The organism is Gordonia sp. SMJS1 (assembly GCF_029866425.1).
GTDB lineage: Bacteria > Actinomycetota > Actinomycetes > Mycobacteriales > Mycobacteriaceae > Gordonia > Gordonia hongkongensis.
Window position 1 is genome coordinate 50,577 of record NZ_CP123383.1, and the last position, 22,281, is coordinate 72,857.

20 protein-coding genes are annotated in these 22,281 nt (G+C 66.5%); 15 read left to right on the plus strand and 5 right to left on the minus strand.

Translation table 11 applies throughout. The features are described 5' to 3' along the window. Positions 1-76: 76 nt before the first annotated feature. Genes QAD21_RS24980 through QAD21_RS24995 form a run of 4 tightly spaced genes read right to left on the minus strand, consistent with a single transcriptional unit; the run spans position 77 to position 5,356 of the window. The gene (locus QAD21_RS24980) at positions 77-1,420 is read right to left on the minus strand and encodes a hypothetical protein (RefSeq protein ID WP_280362243.1); all 1,344 of its coding nucleotides are present in this window, start codon (positions 1,418-1,420) and stop codon (positions 77-79) included. A gap of 44 nt (positions 1,421-1,464) precedes the next feature. Next, the gene (locus QAD21_RS24985) at positions 1,465-2,778 is read right to left on the minus strand and encodes a hypothetical protein (protein ID WP_280362245.1); all 1,314 of its coding nucleotides are present in this window, start codon (positions 2,776-2,778) and stop codon (positions 1,465-1,467) included. 46 nt (positions 2,779-2,824) lie between these two features. Beyond that, a complete protein-coding gene (locus tag QAD21_RS24990; RefSeq protein WP_280362247.1) occupies positions 2,825-3,214 on the minus strand; it encodes a hypothetical protein in 390 nt (129 codons plus the stop codon). A gap of 57 nt (positions 3,215-3,271) precedes the next feature. Further along, positions 3,272-5,356 (minus strand): FtsK/SpoIIIE domain-containing protein, encoded by a 2,085-nt coding sequence (locus QAD21_RS24995; RefSeq protein WP_280362249.1) that lies wholly within the window; start codon positions 5,354-5,356, stop codon positions 3,272-3,274. Positions 5,357-5,816: 460 nt separating this feature from the next. Here QAD21_RS24995 and QAD21_RS25000 point away from each other — a divergent pair, with 460 nt between their 5' ends. The 14 genes from QAD21_RS25000 to QAD21_RS25065 all read left to right on the plus strand — a co-directional run bounded on the left by QAD21_RS25000 (position 5,817) and on the right by QAD21_RS25065 (position 19,202). Further along, on the plus strand, positions 5,817-6,089 hold the full coding sequence (locus QAD21_RS25000; RefSeq protein WP_280362250.1) for a hypothetical protein: 273 nt from the start codon (positions 5,817-5,819) through the stop codon (positions 6,087-6,089). Positions 6,090-6,104: 15 nt separating this feature from the next. Beyond that, the gene (locus QAD21_RS25005) at positions 6,105-6,527 is read left to right on the plus strand and encodes a hypothetical protein (RefSeq protein WP_280362252.1); all 423 of its coding nucleotides are present in this window, start codon (positions 6,105-6,107) and stop codon (positions 6,525-6,527) included. Beyond that, entirely contained in the window at positions 6,524-9,787 is a 3,264-nt protein-coding gene (locus QAD21_RS25010; protein ID WP_280362254.1) for an ATP-binding protein, read from the plus strand. The genes QAD21_RS25005 and QAD21_RS25010 overlap by 4 nt, the downstream gene beginning before the upstream one ends. 77 nt (positions 9,788-9,864) lie before the next feature. Next, positions 9,865-11,997, plus strand: a complete 2,133-nt coding sequence (locus tag QAD21_RS25015; RefSeq protein WP_280362256.1) for a hypothetical protein — start codon at positions 9,865-9,867, stop codon at positions 11,995-11,997. After that, positions 11,990-12,772 carry a hypothetical protein gene (locus QAD21_RS25020; RefSeq protein WP_280362257.1) on the plus strand — a complete coding sequence of 261 codons (783 nt, stop codon included), beginning with the start codon at positions 11,990-11,992 and terminating at the stop codon, positions 12,770-12,772. The genes QAD21_RS25015 and QAD21_RS25020 overlap by 8 nt, the downstream gene beginning before the upstream one ends. Positions 12,773-12,801: 29 nt before the next feature. Continuing rightward, positions 12,802-13,350 (plus strand): lytic transglycosylase domain-containing protein, encoded by a 549-nt coding sequence (locus QAD21_RS25025; protein ID WP_280362259.1) that lies wholly within the window; start codon positions 12,802-12,804, stop codon positions 13,348-13,350. Further along, complete coding sequence (locus tag QAD21_RS25030; protein ID WP_280362261.1) at positions 13,347-14,438, plus strand: NlpC/P60 family protein; 1,092 nt, start codon at positions 13,347-13,349, stop codon at positions 14,436-14,438. The genes QAD21_RS25025 and QAD21_RS25030 overlap by 4 nt, the downstream gene beginning before the upstream one ends. Before the next feature lie 16 nt (positions 14,439-14,454). Continuing rightward, positions 14,455-14,976 carry a hypothetical protein gene (locus tag QAD21_RS25035; protein WP_280362263.1) on the plus strand — a complete coding sequence of 174 codons (522 nt, stop codon included), beginning with the start codon at positions 14,455-14,457 and terminating at the stop codon, positions 14,974-14,976. Further along, positions 14,954-15,076 carry a hypothetical protein gene (locus tag QAD21_RS25040; RefSeq protein WP_280362265.1) on the plus strand — a complete coding sequence of 41 codons (123 nt, stop codon included), beginning with the start codon at positions 14,954-14,956 and terminating at the stop codon, positions 15,074-15,076. Before QAD21_RS25035 ends, QAD21_RS25040 begins: the two co-directional genes overlap by 23 nt. A gap of 283 nt (positions 15,077-15,359) precedes the next feature. Beyond that, a complete protein-coding gene (locus QAD21_RS25045; protein ID WP_280362266.1) occupies positions 15,360-15,719 on the plus strand; it encodes a hypothetical protein in 360 nt (119 codons plus the stop codon). A 279-nt stretch (positions 15,720-15,998) separates the two neighbouring features. Then, complete coding sequence (locus QAD21_RS25050; protein ID WP_280362268.1) at positions 15,999-16,397, plus strand: hypothetical protein; 399 nt, start codon at positions 15,999-16,001, stop codon at positions 16,395-16,397. Between the two features lie 151 nt (positions 16,398-16,548). Further along, positions 16,549-17,124, plus strand: coding sequence for a hypothetical protein (locus QAD21_RS25055; RefSeq protein WP_280362270.1), 576 nt, complete (start codon positions 16,549-16,551; stop codon positions 17,122-17,124). Between the two features lie 92 nt (positions 17,125-17,216). Continuing rightward, complete coding sequence (locus QAD21_RS25060) at positions 17,217-18,056, plus strand: MBL fold metallo-hydrolase (protein WP_280362272.1); 840 nt, start codon at positions 17,217-17,219, stop codon at positions 18,054-18,056. An 81-nt stretch (positions 18,057-18,137) separates the two neighbouring features. Then, entirely contained in the window at positions 18,138-19,202 is a 1,065-nt protein-coding gene (locus QAD21_RS25065) for a GAF domain-containing protein (protein WP_280362274.1), read from the plus strand. Positions 19,203-19,514: 312 nt separating this feature from the next. Here QAD21_RS25065 and QAD21_RS25070 read toward each other — a convergent pair whose 3' ends face one another. Further along, positions 19,515-19,964 carry a helix-turn-helix transcriptional regulator gene (locus QAD21_RS25070; RefSeq protein ID WP_280362275.1) on the minus strand — a complete coding sequence of 150 codons (450 nt, stop codon included), beginning with the start codon at positions 19,962-19,964 and terminating at the stop codon, positions 19,515-19,517. Positions 19,965-21,545: 1,581 nt separating this feature from the next. Between QAD21_RS25070 and QAD21_RS25075 the strand changes: the two genes are divergently transcribed. Continuing rightward, positions 21,546-21,776, plus strand: a complete 231-nt coding sequence (locus QAD21_RS25075) for a hypothetical protein (protein WP_280362277.1) — start codon at positions 21,546-21,548, stop codon at positions 21,774-21,776. Positions 21,777-22,281 lie beyond the last annotated feature (505 nt).

Here is a 22,281-nt window from a genome sequence, read left to right on the forward strand (position 1 = left end):
ACGCATGGATGCCGGGGCCCGGGCCGCAAGGTGGCGGCTCGGTTCCCCGGCATCCGTGGTGCGCCCGCACCCCTCGTTATCGGCGGGCGTGTCTGGGGCCGGGGTTGGCCGGCTGCTTCTTCTCCTGGGGCCAGGCGACGTCGATGCCGGGCACGACCTGCTTGAGCTGGTCGCTGGCCTGGCGGGTCCACTGGTTGACCGTCTTTTCGGCCTGGTCCTTCGCCGCACCGAGCGCGGCATACGGGGCGCGGGCCTGCTCACCGCTCCAGTTCGCTTCCAGGTTGCGGCCGCCGACGTTGACCTGCGCGTTGACATCTCCGCGCATGTTGACCTGGTAGTGCACGGCCGGCAGACCGGCCTTGGCCGCCTGGTCGGCGGGTAGGTGCACCTCGAACTGGTTGGCGCCGGGGTTGTCGATCACGACCTGCTGCTGCGGCTTGCGCGGCTGCGGGCGGACCGGTTCGGGTTCCCCGGGCAGCCGGGGGCGGTCCGGGCGTGCGCCGGGGTCACCAGCGCCCAGGGCGTGAGCGATCGCGCCACCGGCGACACCTCCGACCACGCCACCGGCGATCGCTGCGGGGATGCCCAACAGCGCGGCACCGGCCGCGGCGCCGATACCGGCACCGACCGCGGTGGTGTAGCCGGTCTGCGGACCTGGCACCGGGAAGGACCCGACACCGAAACCGATGCCGGCGCCGATCGCCGCACCGCCGAGACCGCCGACGACCGCGGCCGGGATGCCCGCAGCTGCCGCACCGGCGGTACCGCCGAGGGCAACGCCGATGATGGTGGCTGCGGCCTGGCGGGAGGCCTCGTCCTCGGGCACACCCACGCTGATGAGGCCCTGGGCGATCTTGGCTTCGCCGTAGGCAGACCACTCGTTGATCGAGTTGCGCTGACGGTCGGTCAGCCACGGTGCGTCGCGCTTGAGTTGGTCTTCCTCGACGACGAAGTTGCCCACGCGCAGCGTCTTGGGCGGCGGGGCGATCGGTCTGACCGGTGCGACCGGGCGCGGCAGGGTGTAGGCCCGCGGCGGGGCCGGGTTGTAGGCCTGGTCGTAGGTGGGCTCGTTGTAGACCTGCGGTTCGACGTAGGGCTGGTACGGCGCTTCCTGGGGCGGTGCGGGGATCACACCCGGCCCTGGGTCGTAGGTGGGCGGGGCTTGCGGCGGGGCCACCGGGGGCGGTGTGACCGGCGGCGCTTCGGGGGTGACCCCACCCTGGTCGGGTGTGGATTCTGGGATCACGCCGCCCTGTTCGGGATCGGCCAGCGCCGGCGCGGCCGACAGCACCGCACCGGCCAGCGATGCGGCGACTGCGGTCGAAGCGATCGTGGCGCGCAGAGCCCGTCGCGCGGCCCGCGGCGGGGGTGCTGCGTGGGCGCGCGCCGCGGCGCGGTCCTCGGTCAGGGTGTTCATCATCGGTGGGGTTCCTTTCGCGGAAGTGGTGTGTCTGCGGGGTGGTTTCAGGGTTTTGGGGTGTCTTTTTCGATGGCGGCGATCCAGTACTTGCCGCCGATCTCGGTGGTGGTGATCTTCTGGTTGATCACCCGGGGCTCGCCGATGGGCGGGATTTCGGTGAGTTCGACGCCGTAGACACCGCGGCCGCGGTCGGTGATGGACAGGCAGTAGCGCAGGTCCTGGTCGAGGACGTCGATCGCGGACTGGATCTGGATGGCGGGGGCGACTTTGCCGTTGGAGGACACCATTGCTCGTGCGGCGGTGCCCGAGCGCCAGGTGTAGTAGGCGTAGTCGAAGGCCTTGATGACGTTGGCCCCGGAGGTTTGATTGCCGGGGTCGCGGCCGGTGGTGGTGGCGCCCTCGGTGCGGGTGGGGCATTCCACGGCATCGGAGGTGGGGTCGGGGGTTGCCATCGCCTCGACCGGATCGGTCGGGGCCTGGGAGTCGCCGCCGGAGAACAGGCCACCGGCCAGTAGCCCTGCGGCCACGGCGAGAGCGATCACCGCGCCGGTGATCACCAGGATCGGTCGGCGGTGGTTGGCCCACACCTGACCCAGCCGGCCGCCGGCCTGCTCGCCGACGTCGTGTGCGGCGGGGGTGGGTCGGGGCGGGCGGGGTACGTGCGGGCCCACCCCGCGCTTACCGGTGGGCTTGGGGCGCGCCGGTCGGGGGGCCCGTGTGGGTTCGGGACGGGCCTGCGGCGCGTCGAGCCCGTGTCCGTCGGGAGCCTCTGCGGCGCCGCCGGTGGGCACCTGTACCGGCCCGGTTGGGGCGGTGGTGGGCCGGGGGCGTGGCGGCGTCGGAGGAGCCGGCGGCGGTGCGACCGGCTCTGCGGCAATGGGTTGGGTGGGGATGGGCTCGGTGGGTGCGGGGTCGTTGACGGTGAAGTCGGCAGTCTGGGTGACCTCGTCGTGGGCAACCTCGTTGTCGATGGCGTCGCTGTGGGTGACGTCGTCGACCACGTCCTCGAGCAGCGTTTCGACGTCGTCGACGACCGGTTCTCCGGTCTCGGTCAGGAAGCCGTCCTCGCGCAGATCAGTGGCCGGCACGGCGGTGCCGTCGTCGGTGAGGACCATCTCGGTGGCTTGCCGGTCGCCGTCGACGAGCAGCAGACTGCCGGCGGCGCCGTCGCCGCGGCTGGTGCGCACCAGCACCGGCGTCTCGAACAGACGCGCTTGCTCGGCGACGTAGTCACCGACCGCTGCGCCGAGATCGCCGTCGGTGGTGACGGTCAGCTTCTTCACCACGCGGCCTTGCGGAGTAAGCACATCGGCGCTCAGATCGTCGCGGATGACGACATCGATCGTGGGGGTGGTCATCGCCTACGTGCCTCCTTTCCGTGGTCGTTGTCTGTGCCGGCGCCGGTCAGACGGTGACGCCGTTGTGCTGGTGGTGGTGTTCGCCGGCCTGGTGCGCACCGCGCTCGCCGGGGCCGAAGTTCAATTCCGCGAGGAGCTTCTTGGCGGCGTCGGCGGCCTCGGTCGCCGCGGCGTGGGCCTTGTTGCGGTGCTCCCCTTCGGGCAGATGGTCGAGGGTGTCGGCCTTGGCCTCGGCGGCGTCGATGATCTCCTGGAGGCGGTCGGCGGCGATCCCGCCACCGTCGCGGGCTTTGCCGATCCAGGCCGGACCCGCGTAGAGCACCTCGCGTAGCTCGGAGATCAGCGGGTCTTTGGCACCCTGGCGGCGGAACGGGGTCTCCATGGCCTCCCACTCCTGCTCGGTGGGGTTGATGGTGAGGTTCAGACGCTCAGACATTCACGTGCCTTTCTCTAGGGGTATTGGTTGGACGGAAAGCGGTGGATAGCTCGGCAGCTATGCGGGGACGGTGGTGGTGGTGGTGTCGGCGGCGGCGAGGAACGCAGGTTCGTGTGGGCGGTAGCGCTCGGTCACGATCTGGCGGGTGCCGGCGATCTGGGCGCGGATTTCGGTGGCACCGTTGTCGGTGGTGGCCACGGTCAGCACGGCGGCTTCGGTGAGCTGGCCATCGATGTCGACGAGGATCGCGGTGCCCTCGGTGAGCTGGTTGGCCGGTAGCGCATCGGGCAGATCGTCGGGCGTGGTGTCCAGCGAGCGGCCGCCGATCAGCATCGGCTCGGGTGCGAACTCTTTCTGCATCGACATCTGTTGCTCGTCGCGCAGCAGTTCGGCGAGTTCGCTGGAGTAGCAGGTGACCGAGGGGCCCTCGTCGGGGGTGAGGCTGGTGATGAGCGCCTGGTCTTTCGCGCTCATGCGGTTCCATTTGTTGGGGTGGCGGTCGAGGTTGGGCGTCCACCACACCTGCGCGTCCATCGGGTTGCCGTCGAGTTTGGTGGCGGTCGCGCGACCGGGGACCGAGGCGTCGACGTTGCGGCCGATCTGCGCGTCGCCCCACAGCATCATCGCGCCGTCTTGGGACAGCGAGGCCAGCGATGCGCGGGTCTTGAAGTTGTCGCGCACCGAACCGGAGTTGGCGCCGAAGATCTGGGCGTCGGGACGCTGCACCCCGACGAGCATGCGGATACCCGAGGAGCGTGAGAGTGCACCCAGTTCGGCGATCGCCCCCAGCGGGTCGAGGCTCTTGAGGAGGTCCTTGGTGTCCTCGTCGCCGGACTTGAGCATCCGTTGCCAGGCTGCGGACAGGATGAAGAACTCGTCGAGGACCACCACGAGCATCGGTAGCTCTTTGGCTTCCATCTTGTTGATGCGCACGTAGTCCATGCGTGCGTGCATCTCGGTGCACAACGCCCGCACCAGCATTGCCGCCCGGACCGGGTTGATGATGACCGCGGCGACGCCGGGATGGTCATGGATGCCGTCGAGTTCGATCTTCTTTGGATCGACCCCGATGACGGGCACGTTGCGGCGGACGAGTTCGGTGATGACCGACAGGATCAGGGTGGTCTTACCGCCACCGGTCGGGCCGATGACGAGCATGTGCGGGGCCGAGGACGAGGTGGAGATGTTCCACACCGCCAGCTGGCCGGCTTCGCCGGTGGCGTAGGGCACGTGCAGCCGCTCATCGTCGGCGATGTCGAGGGGATGGTCCACCCGGGTGGGCAGCGGCGCTTTGAGGCCGAGGTCGACATAGCCGCGGTCGACCCGCCACGTCACATCCCACAGGTGCCCGGACTCGTGGTCACCTGCAAGCTTCACCAGCGCGTCGGCGACTGTGTTCTGGTAGGACTCGTTGCCCGTCTTGAGGTTCGGAGTGAACCCGATCCGATACCCACTCTCGTGGCCGGCCTCGTCGTGGCCCAGGACGGTGACCGCGGCATCGGGCAGGATCGAGTTCGCGTCCAGCGCCGCCTGCAATGTGCGATGTCGCTGCGACCGGGTATCGGGGACCACCGGCGTACGCGTGATGAACAACCGATCGCCGCGATGGGTGACGGTGTACTCCCACCGATGGTTCTCGTAGCGGTGTTTGACCGCAGCGGTGAGCCTGCCCATCGGGGCGTCATCGATCACTGAGCCGGCGACGAGCTTGATTCGCGCCGACACCAAGCGACCCGGACGCACCCACCACGGCACCCGCACCCACACCGGCTGCTGACGAGTGGCCTGCCACACCATACGGCGCAGTGCGCGGCGATGGCGGAACGCGTTGAACCGCAACCCATCGATGATCGCTACCGCAGCGAGCGCTGCCATCACCAACGGCTGATGAGCAAGCACCCACACCACCACCGGATGGGCGAGAACGCTCGCCAGCACGGGGATCGGGGCACTGATTCCAGCGGTGAACCGAAGGAGCACGAACACGACGGCCGGGATCGCCGAGATCGGGATGAAGCGTGCGCTCTCGACGCCGTTTTGGCTATCGTTTCCAGCGTTCTTCGGAGCCTTCGACGACGAAGGGCCAGCCGAGAACATGTCGCGCACAGTCGCTTCCAACTCACGCGACAACGGATCGGTCACACCCACTCCTCAATCGATCGGTCTAGTGAGTCGAACGTAACCCCGATTTCGCGCCGCGCAACGCACGACTGCGGACCAATTTGAGAGCTCCAGGTGCGTCATCCGCAGGCCCCCGCATAGCGCTGCGCAGGAGGCTGTTTGAGCACCAAAACTGGAGTCTGGATCAAAGTCGATTGAGCCGCGGATTTCTCCTAGACGCAGGCCCGCCCCCCTACGGGGGGCGGGCCTGATCCCCGAAGGGGTTGTGCCTCAGAGCGTTCCGCGGAACCGCGTTTCTGGCTTGTTCGCAGTCGTGCGTTGCATCGGTGAAAACTGGCAGTAGCGTCCAACTCAAGGCAGCGATGTCGGATCGCCCTCTTCGCCGAGACCACCATTTGATTGGACCGAGATGATCGAAACGCTTCCCGATGCAATGATTTTGCTCGCTTCTACGCACGCCCCGTCGGGTGGAGATGGTGGCGTGGCGGTTCACAGCACCGACTCGCTCCTGCTGGCGGCCGAGGGCGAGGTCGGAACGCAGACGCTGACGTCGTGGATCAAAGACAACGTGTTCGCCGTGATCATCTTGGCCATTGCCTGCGTCGCCGGCATGGGTGCCATGCGGCAGAACGCATCGAAGGTGATCACCGTCGCCGCGTTGAGTGTGGTGGTGCTGATGCTGGTCGGTATCGCCGGTAGTGCCGCGACCCAGCAGACGGTGATGTCGTGGGCGCTGAGCATGTTCGGGCTCTGAGGACGGCGCTGCACGATGTATCACACCGATGATCTGCTGCACCGGGTCGATCGCATCTACCTTGGCCCGCCCGGTAAGACCGCGCCGGTCAAGATTCGCTACACCGCCTACGGTGTCGGCGCTCTGGTGTTCGTGACAACCACCGTTGTCCTGCGCGGGCTGCTGTCGATCCCGTGGTCGTCGAGTTCGACGCTGATCCTGTTCGGAATCACGATCTTCATCACCGGTCGGCTGATGCGCTTCGTCACCGGTGATGTGACGGTGCGGTCGGTGCTGACCGCCGCCTTCAACGACCTTGTAGCGCCGCGGCCACCCAAGACCGGAGCGCCGGTGAGTGTGGCGCCGCTGCCCGAACACCGTATGCGCCACAACACCCCAGCCGCCGGCACGTCCGTGCCGGCCGACCTATCCGACAACTCTTGGAGCGATGCCGCGTGAGTGACGACTTCGCTGATCTCTTCGACCCCGCCCGCCGGCGGCCGGCGCCACCGAGTGGTCTGCCGCCTCGGGAGCTGGCGGTCACCCTCCCGCCGTCGTGGCGCGATGCCGAGAAGCGCAAGCGCGCCCAGGAACGTGAACAAGAGCGTGCGGCGGCCATGCAACCGCCGGCCGCGGCGCCGCGGCATTCGGCAGACGAACCGGTGGAGCAGCAACGGGTGGCCGTCGTCGGGGAGTGGGTGACCGCCGGCCAAGATGGCTCCGAGGACGTGTATGGCGGTGACGACGTTGACATGTACGACGAGATGCTCGACGGCGACGCCGACGAGGCGTCGCCTCGCCGGCGCCGGTGGGGCCGTCGGGGCGGGTCGGGTCACGGTGGGAAGAAGTCGTCGGGAGCGGTACGCAAACGCCGCAAGGCCGATGTCGAGGCGGCCAGTGACTACCGGGTGGCCGCGGGTCGTCGGGCGTTGAAGCCGCGGATGACCGGAACGGTCGGGCACGTCACGTTCTCCAAGACCGAGGCGATCGCCTGGTTCGTCCAACCCCCGGGGGCGTGGACGATGCGCGCGAACGACAAGCAACGCAGAATGATCGACACCGAAGCGCGGGTGATGGCGCGCCTAGCCGATCTCGGCGTCGAGCAGTTGCATCGCCGGACGGTGCGTACCACCTGGCCGGTGCAGCAGTGGGCTCGTCAGCACAACAACTGGGCCTACGGTCGCGACCCGCATACCGATGAGGTCGAGGGCGCCGGCACTCAAACACCGCTACCCGACGTCGCTGGCGCCCTGTCGTGGGATGAGTACCTCGCCGGGCAGCAGACCGCCCTGCTGTATGAACACCCGACGGTCAAACTGCGGTTCTGGGGGATCTACCTACCCACCCGCCCGGCGACGTCGCGGATAGTCGAACAGGCCGCCGCGGCGACCGGTCAGCGGCACGGTTTCGGGGCGTTCGCCTGGCTCCGCCGTTTCGCTGACAGCGTCGCCGATACCGAGTTGCAGTCGCGCCGTGAGCACCTCGCCGATATCGAGCGAGTGATGGCCACGACCGGGTTCGGTGCACGTCCCGCCCAGCCCGGTCAGCTCGACTATCTGCTGCGGCGCTCGGCGAGTCTCGGGCTGCCGCTGGAAGCGCCGCCGAGCCGGTCGGCTGGCACCGCCGGGGATTGGTCGGTCAACGATGTCGCTGCGCTCGCTGATCTGGCCGACCTTGCGGTCGTGCCCGGTGACGACTACGTGCAAGTCAGCGGAACGGTCAACGGCCGGCGCCACACCGGGTTCGTCATCGTGGTCACCGTCGGGCGCATGGGTGCGCTGCCCATCCCTGAACGCATGCTGCCCTGGCAGGTTCTCGGCGATGGTGTCGACGCCACCCTGGAATGGTCCGAGCGGGTGCGGTTGCTCGACGCTGGTGAGGCGCGAAAGGTCATGCAGCGCCAGGCCGACAAGATCAAAGCGCAGTTCGATCACTACACCGTCGAGCACGACGAAGACCCCCCGCAGGCGTTGCGGGAGCAGTACCAGATGAGCAAGCAGGTCATCGAAGAGGCCGATCACGATCACACCGGGTTCGTCACCCGTGTGCACGGCTGGTGGCGCATCGCTGTGGTGGGTGCTTCCCCGGAAGAGGTGCGCAACAAGGTTGCCCGCCTGCGGGAGGTGTACGAACCGACGATCGAGCTGCACGTCGAGCACGGCCAGGTGCAGCTGCTGCGTGAGTTCTTGCCGTGCGAGCCGCAAGCCAACACCGCCCACCAGCGCCGCATGAAGGTGCAAACCGCCGCTTCCGGGATGGCCGCCGTTGGTGACCGGGTCGGTGACCGCACTGGCATCATTCTCGGCCGCACCGCGTCGATCGCCGCACGGCCGGTCGCCTGGAACTCGTTCGCCGCGATGGAAGATCCGCTCATCCAGAAGTCCGGGCTGACCCCGATCGTCGGCGGTCTCGGTTCGGGTAAGACGTTCATGGCCGCGCTCTGCGTCTACCAGATGGTTCGGGCCGGCGCCCACGGTGTCATCCTCGACCCCTCCGGGCCGCTGTCGCGGCTCAAACTCATCCCCGAACTCACACCGTTCACCCGCGTCTACGAACTCACCGGCGCCCGCTCGCAACCCGGGGCGCTCAACGCCTATCACGTCATCCGCGACCCCGACCCCGAGGACTGGGACTACAACCCCGACAACGACGAGAACTTCGGCACCGAACCCGACTGGGACTCGCGTGTCGCCGCTGCCCGCAACCGCCTGGCCGCCGATCAGCACGCAGCCGAATCCGAACGGATCTCCACCGTGGTGACGGTGTTCCGGATGATGCTCACCCCCCAAACCCGGGGACTGCGTACCACCAACCAGGTGCTGCAACGCGCCGCGACCGAGGTCGGCGGCGACATCAACCACTCCATGCTCGACCCGCTCAAGTTGATCGAGCGTTACGCCCACTCCGACACTGATGCCCGCCACAGCGCCGAGTTCCGTGAGGCCGCGCAGGCGATCTTCGACGAGCTCGATGCGATGCGCCAGCTCCCCTCAGCTCGTGTGTTGTTCCCGCCGGCGGGCTCGACCGGCCGGGTCCCCCACGCTGATCAATCGGACCGGTTGACCATCCTGACGATGCCGGGTTTGCAGCTGCCTTCGGACCGCATCCCCGAGGAGCAGTGGTCGCCCGAGCAGCGCATGGCTGGGCCGTTGATGCATCTGGCGGCGTGGCTGGCCAACCGGATGATCTACGACATGCCGCGCTGGGTGCGCAAGGTGCTGTTCCTCGACGAGAACAAGTACCTCAAAGAGACCGGCGCCGGGGCCACCCTCAACCAGCGCATCAACCGCGACACCCGCAAGTTCAACGTCCGCGCGTTCGTCGGTTCCCAGCTCGCCGATGACTTCCTCGGCCTCACCGACGGCGGCGACGACCAATCCGCCTTGGCCTACGAGGTGTTCGTCGGCGACGTCGGCTCCAGCAAAACCGCGATCGACGGTGCACTCAAACTCCTCGGTCTGCCGACCGGGGAAGGGTACGAAGGTGTGCTGGCCGCGATCGGTGGCAGTGAAGACGAGACCCTGGACGAGGATGTGCGGGCCGCGCGCCGTCAAGACAACCGGCCACGCCAGTTCGTGGTGAAGATGGGCGACGACATCGAGCTGATCACCGCCGACTGGTCCAACTTCACCCACCTCGCCCACGTCTTCGACATCTTGCGCTCGGACCCCACCGCCTCGCGCACCGCACGACCCACCACTGCGCGGGGAGTTGCCTGATGCCACGTCGCCAGATCCGGACCCACCCCACCCACGTCCCCGGCCGCCTACATCGCCCAATGTGCGTGGGGCAACGGATGTCGCGATGGGTGCGACTGGTGCTGGTGGCCGGGATTCTGGCGTTGGCGGTGTTCGGCCCCCAGGCCTCGGCGAACGCGATCCCGAATCCGCTCGACGCATTGAAGTCGGGGTATGAGTGCAAAGAAGCGCCGCGGCCGCAGATGCCGCGCGAACCCAATGAGGCATGGTTCGACGAACAATCCAAGTCGCGCAACAACTCCGGCAACGGCGACCCAGCCCACCCGTACGAGGTGTATGGGTGGGCCGGGCTGAGCTGGCACACCTACGACCTCGGATGCGGACCCGATCCCACCCGCGCACCGGACGCCGTGGCCGACACCAAGGTCGGCAACGCGTTCCTGTCGATCGGTAAGCACCTGATGGCGATGGCGTTCTGGCTCGACGACCAGGCCGCCACCCCCGCCGAGGCGCAGGCCCGCGGGATCACTCCGATGTGGAAGAACTTCGACAACATCGTCACCGCGGTGGCCACCACGTTGAAGGACCGGGTGTTCACGCCGTGGGTGGGGGTCGCACTCATGATTGCTGCGTGCGTCGCCGGATACCGTGCGTTGCAACAGAACACCGCAGCGGTGATGAAGGTCGTCATGCTGTGCGGGGCGACGATGCTGCTCGGCGGGCTCATGATCGGCGCACCCCAGAAAGCCATCGGTGTCGCCGATGACACCTTCGCATCGCTGATCACCGATACCCAATCCACGATCTTGCAGGTCGGGGGCGGCATCACCGCCGAGGACCCCCGCAACGTGATGATCGAAAACGTCCTACTCCCCGACTACTACAAGGGCTGGTTCGGCCCCAACCACGACCCCTCATCGCCCGAAGGCAAAGACATCGACTCCAAACTGCGAGCGTCGCTGGCGTTCAGCTACGACGAGCAGCGCGCAGTGCTGAAACCGGGCACCAACTCCATCGATGGCGAGAAAGCCAACGAGAAAGCCAACGAGAAGGCCGACGATTTCACTGAGCTTGCAGGGAACCTTGGAAAGTCTGACTCGGGTGCGTATCGGCAGTTTCAGGGCAAGGAGTCCGGTCGAACGAGTACCGGGTTTATGGCGATGGTCAAGACCGGCATGCCGTCGCTGGTGTGGGCGGGTGGATCGCTGCTAAAGATCCTGGGTCTGTTGGTGATCCGGTTCGCGGTCCTGTTTGCCCCGATCTGGGTGCCCTGGGTGGCGATGTCGGGCGGGCTGCTCGAGCGGGCGTTCCGCATCATCATGGGCGCCTGGCTGTGGGCGATCGCCGCCGCGGGCATCCTCGGTATCTACCTGGTCGCGCTGGTGCGCCTGTATTCCGGGGTCACCCCGGGTATCGACGGCGCATGGCGGCTGTGGTTCCTGCTGATCATGACCGTCATCGCCTGGTCGATCATGCGGCCGTTCAAGCGGATCTCCACCGTCGCCCGCAGCGACGCCACCACGATCACCAAGAAAACGTTGCGCCGCGGCCGCGGCGCCGGCAACAAGCTGTGGAAGGGCGCTCAGTGGGCCGGCGGGCCCATCCAGGGTGCCGCCGAAGGCCTCGGCAACGCGATCGGCGACGAAGTCGGTAACGCCCGCCAGGGATTCAAGGTCATGGGCGGCTACCAGCCCTCGGCGTCGTCGACGTGGCGGCCCGAAGGCCAGTTCGATCGGATGCGCCTGGCCCAGGGCGAAACGAACCAGGGCTACATCAACTCGGTCAACAACCCCGACTCGGTGTGGAACAAGACCGGCCGTAGTGGTCCGCGTATCGATGACCCGGTCATCGTCGACGGCGAAGTGCTCTCCTCGCATCTCGGCGGATCAGGGGCGATGTCCGCCGACGAGCATGCCGGCGGGTTCACCAACACTGCTGTGCCCCACCGCGACCGCATCGACACCCACACACCGGCACCTGTGCGGGCACCGGATGTGTGGGACGGCGGCAATGACTCTCCCATCGCTCCGATGCGTCTCTACCGGCCCTCCCAGGACCAGCTGCAACTCCCGGCCGGCAGCTCAGGCCCGTCGGGCGCCAGCTCGTCGGCGACGCCGCAGCGGTCGCTGCCTACCCTCTCCATCAGCCGCTCTGCACGGGAGGCTTCGGCCCCCCGCCCGCACGTCTGGGACAACTCGTCGCTGACCGATCGAGGACGCCTCGATGGGTAGCAGCCGCCGCACCCACAGCGGCTCACAGGCACTCTGGACGCCGATCCGGCGCTGGGTGCTCTACTCCCCCGCCCGCCTGATCGGTCTCGTCGCCGGCCTGATCGGCGTGTGCATTCTCATCGGCCAGCTCATGCCCGACCCGGCTCCCGGTGCATTCAGCGGCGACACCGCAGCCGGCGGGGCGGCCACCAGTACGACCGCCACCCGCCAGGTCCTCAAGGCCGGTGATGAGGTGACCCGCGACGATGCGGCCGCCGTCACCGACGACGCCCAGGCACGCAAGAGCCCCCAGATCGTGGCGATGAAGTACGCGATCGCCTACACCGACCTCGACGCCACCACCGGCGAATGGATCACCGCCCTGTCGGCGTTCGCGGCACCGGGCGCGGTGGCCGGGGAGGTCGTCGCCGCACGACCCGTCGTCCCGATCGCCATCTCCGGACCCACCTCGAGCAGCTCCCGCGGCGAACTGGTCATCGTGCCCACCAGCTCCGGACAGCTCACCGTCAACCTCGAATCCACCCCCGCCGGTTGGCAAGTCACCACCCCACTGCCCCAACTCGACCTCCCCGAATACACCCCGACCACCACCGAGGACGCCATCCCCGAGACCACCGAGGCGCCCACCACCTCGGCCGAACCGTCGCCCTCGATACCGTCCACGCCGCCGCCGTCGGTCACGTCCAGCGCGCCGGCCCGCCCGGCTGAACCCACCCCGCAGAGCGGGCCCATCCCCATCCCGCAGCTCGAAGGCCCCTTGCCTGGGCGCCGCTGAACCCCACTCCGCTGAGCTAAGGAGCCGACATGGCCACCCCCTCCACCACGTCCCCGGCCCGGTGCCTGCCGCGGTGGGTCTACGCTGCGGCCTCCGCAGTACTGATCCTCGCCGCTCTCGCGGCCGCGCTGGTTCTCACGACCACGAAGAGTCCCGCCGACGCTGAGCCACCATTCGATGTCCCGGCCGCGTTCGCCGCACCACTGACCGAGTACGGAACACTCTGCGACGGTGTTGATCCGGCGATTCTGGGCGCCCAAGTGCACATCGAGAGCAACTTCGAAAAAGGTCACGTGTCAGTGGCCGGCGCCACGGGTTACGCGCAGATGCTGCCGCGAGACTGGGCACGGTACGGCCACGGCGGTAACCCCAACAACCCCCGTGATGCCGTCCGGGCACTCGCCGAGCTGGACTGCTCGCTACTGGCCGTCGCCCACGGCCGCGGATGCCACGGCGAGGACGCCGTCCGGGTGACGCTGGCCATGTACAACGCCGGTGAAGCCGCGGTACGCGGCTGCACGGTCCCGGCCAACGGAGAAACCGACCGCTACGTCGCCCGGGTGCTGGCGCTGCGATGACCCGCCTGTCCCGGCCCTCGCGCGCCACCCGACTGGCGCAACTGCTCGCCGCGCTGTGTGCGGTGCTGATCCTGGCCGGCTGCACCAGCGGTGTGGTCGTCATCCGGGACAACGCCGAGGGCAGCGGTGGCGGTGGTGCTGGCGGACTGAACACCGCGGCGGTGCCGGCCGAGTTCGTCGGACCGCTGACCGAGTTCGGTTCCATGTGCGAGGGCATCAGCCCTCCGCTGCTGGCCGCGCAGATCAAAGCCGAGTCCAATTTCCAGAAGGGCGCCGTATCTCCCGCTGGAGCAATGGGATACACGCAGTTCATGCCGGGCACGTGGGCGGCCTACGGCGACGGTGGGGATCCGAACAACCCGCGTGATGCAGTGAAGGCCCAGGCAAAATACGACTGCGCCATGCTCAAGATCGCCGCCGACCGCGGCTGCACCGGTGAGGACGCGGTCAAGGTCATGCTCGCCATGTACAACGCCGGCCCCGGCGGTGTCTCCGGCTGCGAAGTGCCGGCGAACGGCGAAACCGAGATTTATGTACCCCGCATCCTGGCCTACGTCGAGGAGTTCACCGCCGCCGACGGCGGACTCACCGGCAACGCCGAAACCAGCAGTCCGCGTGGCCCATTCCGTTACGACGAATCGAAAACGCCGGGGCAGAATGTGGTTTTGGCCGCCATGTCCCAGATCGGGTTGCCCTACGCCTGGGGTGGCGGCTCACTGACCGGACCGTCGAAAGGGATCACCGACGGCGGCACCGCCGACAGTCACGGCGACTACAACAAGATCGGGTTCGATTGCTCGGGACTGAGTCGCTATGCCATCTACCAGGGTTCACGTGGGAAGGTCACCATCGGGCGACACACCAGCGCCCAAGAGGCCGGCGGCACTCCCGTGCCGCTCGACCAGCTCCAAGCCGGCGACCTCATCCTCTGGCCCGGGCACGTCGCGATCGCCCGCGGCGACGGAAAGACCATGGTCGAAGCCCAACAATCCGGGACGCTCATCAAGGTCTCCCCCCTGCGTCCCGGCGGCGTCGGCCGCCGCTACGTCGGCACCGGCACCAACGCCGGACACCAAGACGCCGCCTGAACGAAAGGACCCCCTCATGACCCGCACCAAGACCACCCAGCGCCTGACTCAGACAATCGCCATCGCGGCGGCATCGGCCGCGCTACTCGCCGGCTGCGGCAGCAACACCGACGACACCGATCAGTACCCCTCGGTGGTCACCTCCACCCAGGTGCAGGTCGAGGGCAGTGTCGCGCCCTCCGCAGGACCGAACCCCTCACCAGCGAAACCGGACTCGTGCGCGAAACTGCCCGAACCATTCACAGATGTCGACGCCTGCGACGAAAAGGCCGTCGCGCTGACAGCGCTGCGCACCATGTACTCGACCAACCCCACCCGCGACGCCTCCAGCCAGGACGCCATGCTGCGCGCGGTGCCGCTGCTCTCCTCAGCGATGATCGGCCGAATCGTCGCCCCCACCAAGCGCCCAGAACACCGAATGGGCCAACTTGAAGGCCTCACGCAAACGAGTCGTTGCCACCGTTACGATCCAGACCGAGAACCAGTCGACCTACTACCAAATCAGCAGGAAGGCGGTGCCCGTTGGAGCAGACAATGACGCACCCGGAACCACCCTCGACACCATCGCCGTCTCAGCGACCCTCACCGTCGTCGACGGCATGGGCTACCGCCTCGACACCCTCACACCCATCACCTAGACCCGTGCGCGCCATCTGGGCGGCCACAGCGACCGCCACCTTCGCTCTCGTCCTCACCGGATGCGGGAGCTCTAACTCAGATGGAGGAATCGGCGGAAACAGCGGGAACAGGGACAGCTATGCCGGGGTCGTAACCTCCTCGGAAGCTGGACCCGTCGGCGACGGCCAGGTTCTAGTCGGCGTCGGCGACGACAGCCACCTCCCCCCGCCATACCTGACCATCGCCGCAGGAAGTCAAGTCGCCGCTGAATGCCACGGTCCTAAGGGCCAGCCTCCCCAGACGGTGACCGTCACCACCGCCGACGGATGGAAAGTCCAGTTGACTCACGGCTCACAAACCATCACCGCCGAGAACGCTCAGATCCCGGCACCTACCGGACAGCTCTCTACTCCACAAACTTGGATCGATTCAGACCTCGAGCAGAACGCCGACGATCTTGCGACGCTCGGATACTCCAGCATCTACACCGACGGGATCACTTGGGACAAGCCCTCCCCCGGCCACATTGAAGTCCAGATCAACCAGGAAAACGTCCCCGCCGAATGGGCCCGCCTGCCGGAGTTCAAGATGTACATGCACATCAATTGCGGGGGCGACCAAACAGCAGCATCCTCATCCACGACCACCCGTGCTCCGAGATAGTCGGCAGCCAAATGTCCCACGGGTTTGCCGGGCTTGCTGATCGGACCGCGCCACCTCAAGAAAGCTCCTTGCCGCCAATTCAAACGCGGGCCTTTGTGGTGCGTCTTCTATACTGCGCTCTCGACGGAAGCGTGTGAGACGCAGCGTGTGGGGCAGCACACACAACGACGTTAGGGGGTCAGCGTGATTGTGAAGTGGCTGCGCGACTTTGCGGAGTCCAGAACGCACGTACCCGGCAGGGAAGATGTGCGTTCCGCCTAGCGAGCAAGGTGTGAGCGGGTGATCGCGGAAGCCAGTCGCGTGGATGTAACGGAGCCACCGCCTGAGGTCAACTTCACATCTGAGATCGACTACATGTTGGAGCCGATGCTCGACGATCGTCAGCGGTCGTGGGCACTGGCTCAAACCGTGCATGCGGTGTGGCGCCCGGTACTCACCTCAGTCGGGGTGGGTGTTCGTGCGGACGAGTTTTTCGAGGCGACCCGGGTCGACCCCGAGGTGTTCGTGGCGATCGTGACTGGCGCCCGTAAGAGCCGAAAGACCTGGCGGCGAGCCGATCTCGAACAAATGTCCTCTTCTACCGGCATTCCGGCCGCGACGATCGCCGCGCTCAACCGACACATGTCCGCCCGTTGGGAGGACGTAGTGAACGGGCGTGAATTGGACCGACTCACCTGAGTAAACCGAATCTGGCGGCCGGGACGTCCAGCACATATCACGGATGCTTGCGCGTGTTATCGTGGGTTCTTCTCCGGGCCTTGATGCGGTATTCGGCACTGGATGACGATCACGATGTCGCGTGCATCTGACCTCACATCAGTGAGGGCTCATGCCGCGGCTGTCTACCCGTCTCGTCATCAAGGTGGTTGCCATGTCGAATGTTGTGCAGAGCGTCCGTAGCGAGGACCTCACCGAATCGGTCCGCTCCGATGTCGCTGCTCTCGAGGCTCGATGGTCCGGCGCCATGCTGGCCGCGATGCCACCTCGCCACGCGGCAAGGGTCGTGGCCGTCGCTCTAGGTACCCACGCGGCCGATACGTCGGTGTGCAAGGAATGGCGCAACGCCTCGCGCGGAAGTTGGCTGCCAACCGTCGATCCTCAACGCGCTCTGCGCTGTTGGGCCGTCATGGAGATAGCCGGAGAGGTAGCCGAGCAGTTCGACGACTTGGGTGTGTTCTCGACAACTGCCGAGCGCGATCAGGTTCGTCGTGACCTCGATGCCGTGCTGAGCGAGATCGGCACGATCTTGCTGCGCAACGCACGCAGGGTCGTCAACATCCTCGGCACACCTTTCCCCGGAAGAGGGGATGAGGTTGACGACCAGATCGTGCGTATCGCCGCACTTCGCAGCTACCTCACCCAGGCCGCATCGGGTGATCAGCCGCCGGCGGGCTCGCTGGACTGATCGAAGGCTTTCGCCTTCCGGCTTCCGATGCGCAGAGCAGTCACCGCAGGTAGATCGCCTGGCCGGTTGCCCTTGGGGTTGTCCATGTCGTCTTGAAGGATGGGTTTTCGGCGGTGCTCCCACAAATCGGATCGATTCGTCATGTTCACCACCTCAACTGCGGAACCTTCACGCCTGTGGGCATTCCTGAGTGCGTGACCCACGTCCTCGCCCTCGAGTTCGATCACGGCCTGGTCCTCGTCGACGTCGGCCTCGGACAACAAGACGTCGCCCACCCCATCCGGGGCCTGGGACAAGCACTGCGGGCGGTACGTCCCCGTTTGAGAAGGGCCGATACCGCCATCCAGCAACTCGCCGGCCTCGGCTTTACCGCCGATGATGTCGTGGGAATCATCGCTACTCACTTGGACTACGACCACATCAGCGGCGCGCTCGACTTCCCCACCGCTCCTGTCCACCTCACCGTGACGGAACTGTTCGCCGCAGCGCGCCGACCAGGCATCCGCGGCCGTATCCGCTACCGACCGCACCACCTCACCTCGATCACCAGTCGTGCACACACCTACGCACCGGATGACTCAATCCCGATCATGAACTTCCACGGGCACCCGCTCACCGACTCCGGCGATCTGTTTCTGATCCCGCTACCTGGTCACACCGCGGGACACGCCGCCGTTGCGACCCGAGACCCAGACCAGAAGGACCGGTGGTTAATCCATGCCGGCGACGCCTTCCTGCACCACACCGCGCTCACGTCAGCGTCTGACGCCTCCATGGACAGGGTCGAGAGAATGCTCGCGATGGACCCCAGTAACCTCGCGCACAACCACGCGGCACTGCGCGCCGCAGCCGACCAGGGGCATCTCGTCATCTGTTCGCACGATCGCGACCAGTACGAGCACCTAGCGGCCGCCGCGAACCCGCGCCGGTAGACGCTAGACAGATGGAGTAATTTCGTGATTCAGGATCATGCATAGAGCCGCTAAGAAGCAGTGCGCTCGGGGGGTTGTTTGATGTCACACTGGATTGTTGTCGAGACGATGGGAATCGGCGCCCAAGGCGAAGTCGAGCCCTCGGTGGTCTTCAAGGACGGCCGGCGCTCCCAATACACCTCCGTACAGAGGTTGCGGCAGGAGGTGCCCAACGGCGACTACGCCGTGTATGCGCATGTCCTTGACGCACTTGGCAAGGCCGCCGCGACCGGGCGCCCTCAGTCGGTGGTTGTCTCGCAGGTGCGGATCATCGCCGAGCCTGTGTTCGGGCCCAGCCAGGTGGTCTTCGCGGTGCAGCTGTGGATCGGCGACGCTGAGGCCACTCCCCCTCCGCGGCGCCTCGTCGGTGCTTTCGAGTTCATCTACGACGAGGCCCGCGATGTCGCGCACATCCACGACGGCCCGAACATCGAACGCGACATCCTCGGCATGGACGACTCTCCTGGGGAAGTCATTCGCGTTGCGCCCGAGGTCTTCCAGTATTTCTACGACTTCCCCCGAGAATCAGACATCGGGCCCTTCGTTCGCGACATGAACACTGGGCGCCTGGACAACGGAGCCACCTTCGACTCCCCACTCACCGTTCGGCATGCGCGCGACAGCGACGACCAGCTGCGCTACCGCTGCTACATGACGATGAGAGCTGTGCACCTGTCCTCGCGATGGGCCCTGCGCGGGGTCGTGCACGACATCAACGATGTCGACCCAGCCGAGTTCATTGCTTTCAACCGGCACACCGCCCGTGTCATCGCCAACCTTGAGGAGCGCGAATCCGGGTTGGGGCGAATCGATTTCGCCACCGGATTGGTGACCGATTGGCTGCGGACACCTCCCCCACCACTCGACTCGTGGCTCACCGACAGCCCCATCTTCCATGAGGACGATCGGGAAGAGATCGCGGCAGCACAGCTTGCACTGCTCACCCGTCGCCAAGAGAGAGCAACCTATCGTGCGCGGGTCAGATTCGCCGGCAGTCCGCCTGACCTGTGGCACACGGCCCGGATCACGATCACACCGGACAAACAGGGCGAAGACGGCTTGGGGTTTCTGACGGTCGAGCCACTGCCAGAAGTCATGGCCTCTTAACCCCCCGGGCCGCGGCGACACCACGAGGCTCACAAACTAGTGCAGCCCTTCGGTCTGGTGTTATGCTCCGAGCTACAACGCGCACCCTCACCGGTGGAAATTCCCAGACCCTGACGAACCCTTTCGGGTCTGGTCGCGAACACAGAGTGCAGTTCCATTTAGGCAACCGGGCGATGCCCGTGGGCTTTCTTACTGACTCGTTCGCCAGATTTCCAGTCACCCGGGGAGGTTTTTCGTGTTTTCATCACCACTCGCACAGACCCGCTCTGTCACAGCCTCCTCCTGCGCTCCATATGCCCTAGCGCGGTCGCGCTACGCTGGCGCCCCCGGAGGTCGACGTCGCGCTCTTTCATGGGCCCTCTGCACTTCACCCACTTCCAGCTCCAACGCAACGGCGAGGCGCTCCGCGCGCTCAGTCGTGAGTGTCCCCAGCCCCGACTCGAGTTGCTGTACCAGGCTTGTGGACATGCTTGCGGCAGACGCAAGCTGGGGCTGGGTCAGCAGTCGCAGGTGGCGCCAGTCTGCTAGGGATCGCGTGTCCGGCTGGGTAATGATGACCTCGTCCGCAGGGATCGCAAGAGCGCGTATCGCGCCGGCGAGGATATCCACCTGCGGGGATGCCAGCCCCAGTTCCCACCTGCGGATCGTCTCAGCGGTCTTGATCCCAGACAGTCGAGCCAAGTCACTACGGCTCATGCCGGCGCGCTCACGGGCCCGACGGAACTCCGCAGGCGCGAATCCCCGGAGGACGCTGCGGCTCATTCGATCGGAAAGTCTCGGCTCATCGCTAGACACTCTGGCACCTCCGCCGTACGATTCGGACCTGAGAGTATTTTATAAGAGGAATATAGAAGCGCTCTCACCGCTTGTTGCCAGCCGTTCAGACTCAGGAGAGGAGGCGTGCTGTCGCAGCGAAGTGACTCGAACATGAGGAATCTCGCGGCCCGGGGAAGTTGATTTGGCGATCCACACCCCGGGACCGCGAGCCCGATAAGTCCGACCGGCCCTTGAGCAAAGGCACGAACCGACGGACGTGCGTGACTTTACGCGCTCCCACAGGTCAGTGGCCACGACAAGCGGCCTGTCGACACCGAAACGTATTCGTTCATCGTCGACCCTTGGGGGCAAAAGTGAACCATCCGCAATCCGCCGAGCCTGGTTCTGGCGGTAACCGCCACACGCTCGTCGCGTCTACTCCACCGCGCGTGAGGCCCCTGAGCGACTTTCACGCTCCCCCTGCCGCTGCTACCCCTCGCGGTCGGAAAGCGCCCACCAGCACCGCTAACCAGGCAGCAGCGAACATCCTCAGCGAAGAGCCCTGCACTCGAGATCCGTACGGCTGGGACCTCGACGTGGTCCTTCATGACGTCGCTGCTATCAACCGGGCCGTCGCCCTATGCGAGCGATGCCCTGTCTTCACCGCCTGCCGGGAGGGAGCCCTGCGCCGTGGCGAGCGCGAAAGCACTGCTCCTCGATCAGTCATCTGGGGCGGCCTGGTGTGGGGACAGCGCGGCGAGCCCTGGACTACCGACGTCGCGCACTCTGCACGACTTGCTCACGCCGCCCGCAATCGCGAACAGCGCCGGCTACTCCAACAGAGTCCCGGCCGCCCCGCCGCAGAATCTCCGCAGACGGCCGTCGCATCATGACCGAACGCTTGCGGCACCTGCGCCTTTTCCGATCTCCACCGGAGGGCGGCGCGCCTCCGATGGGGCAGGTAACGAACGTGAAACGATCACGCTTGGACCCATGTCTACACCACCCGAGGAGGCCTCTGTCATGTAGCAGACAGCGCGCGAAAGTCTTGCGCCGCAGTCGTTTTGCCCGTACCGGGGCGGAACGGAAGCCGCCGTAGGACGCCAGCGACGAAATAACTACACAGCGATGGAGACACCGGTCCCCCCGAAGGGGAGTACACGGATTTTCGAGTGGGGAGCGAAGTTAGCCGCTTCGCTTCACCCCGAGAACTGGTTCGGAATCTAGTTACCAGCTAGACCCCGGAAGCCTCCCAAACAGGAAGGAATTGCCGCTCCAGGCACTTCTGATGGTAAAGCACACCCTCGACACGGGCAACTATCGCCGCCGTGTCGCGCCATTCACACCCCCCGTAGAGACATCACCGCAGGTCGCACCCATTGATAGGGCGATCGGTGAGGTCAACACGGGAACGCCCCGACCACCGTTGCGGTGACTGTCGGGGCGAACGCCCCTACCAGCGTTGTCTTCGACACCCCCCACAGAGCCGCACCAGCGTATGCGGCGACGTGCGGGAGTAACCGTTCAGTTCGGCTGGACGGGGGCGCACACACCACACCTCGCGCGGCGATCGCCCGCGCCGAGCGCGTGATTGCCGAGATCCTCGCGCGGTGCTGCACGCTGAGCCTGGCTCAGCTGATCGCGGCTGTTGACGCACCACCCTCGGTGGTGATCGACGCCGTACTCGGGCTTGTCGAGGCCGGCTCAGCCGATCTGTGGAGCCATCACGTCGACACCCACCTGGTCGTCGGCCTCCTGGACGACCACGGCGATCGCGCCGGATCTGGTGCCGCACAGGCTGGGGCGGTGATCCCGTGACCGCCCCAGCACTGCTTCCGTCCGACCAACAACCGCCGGGGACGTTCAGTGCGGCCATCGCTGCGCTACTGGAGCCGTTGTGCCTGACCGCCCGGGTGTCGCTTGCGTTCGCGGTCACCTGCCGATTACTCGACGCGGTAGAAACACAGCAGCGCAACGAGATTGAAGACCTCAACGCCGAGCAACGAGGCCGCCGCACGTGGCAACGACCTACCCCCGAGCGCACGACGGACGGTCGGGCCCCGGCGCAGGTGCCGTGCTGGACGAGCAGGGATGCCTGGCTCAACGCTGTAGCGGTCCTCCTTGCAACAGCCGAGGGTGCAGCTGCTCGCCGACGCCATCACCGCGTGGCCGCGGCGACCGTCATGGCCGCAGCCAAGGCGCACGCCCACTACGCCGAAACCCCCACCGGTCGATATATGACGGCCTCGTTGAAAACACTCGCTGGTAAGGCGGGGCTCAGCCTGGACCAGATTAAGGACGGCCGGCGTGTACTGCGCACCCT